Origin of the sequence: Clostridium sp. BL-8 (genome assembly GCF_002006495.1) — a bacterium.
Classification (GTDB): Bacteria; Bacillota; Clostridia; order Clostridiales; family Clostridiaceae; genus Clostridium.
In genome coordinates this window covers 1-682 of the sequence record NZ_LZZL01000219.1, presented here as the reverse complement: position 1 = coordinate 682, position 682 = coordinate 1, and the positions used below count along the sequence as shown (strand labels likewise).

Here is a 682-nt window from a genome sequence, read left to right as displayed (position 1 = left end):
GCTACCGGAGTTACAGGTTCTACTGGATCTACTGGCGATACTGGTGTAACCGGAGTTACAGGTTCTACTGGATCTACTGGCGACACTGGTGCTACCGGAGTTACAGGTTCTACCGGACCTACTGGCGACACTGGCGCTACCGGAGTTACTGGGTCTACCGGAGTCACAGGGTCTACTGGATCTACCGGCGACACCGGGGCGACTGGAGTTACTGGCGACACTGGCGCTACCGGAATCACAGGTTCTACTGGAACTACAGGTGATACTGGCGCTACCGGAGTTACAGGGTCTACTGGATCTACTGGCGACACTGGTGTAACCGGAGCTACAGGTTCTACTGGACCTACCGGCGACACTGGCGCTACCGGAGTTACAGGTTCTACTGGACCTACTGGCGACACCGGTGCTACTGGAGTTACTGGTTCTACTGGATCTACCGGCGTAACTGGTGCTACCGGAGCTACAGGTTCTACTGGATCTACCGGTGACACTGGTGCTACTGGAGCAACCGGAGTTACAGGTTCTACTGGATCTACTGGATCTACTGGTGATACTGGCGACACTGGTGTAACCGGAGTTACAGGTTCCACTGGACCTACCGGCGACACCGGGGCGACTGGAGTTACTGGTTCTACTGGATCTACTGGCGATACTGGTGTAACCGGAGCTACAGGTTCTACCG

Annotated in this window: 1 protein-coding gene; it reads right to left on the bottom strand. The window is 55.7% G+C overall.

The annotated features are described in order from the left end of the window. The coding region (locus tag CLOBL_RS28335) for a DUF4573 domain-containing protein (RefSeq protein WP_179117857.1) at nt 1–682 on the bottom strand (682 nt) is incomplete at both ends.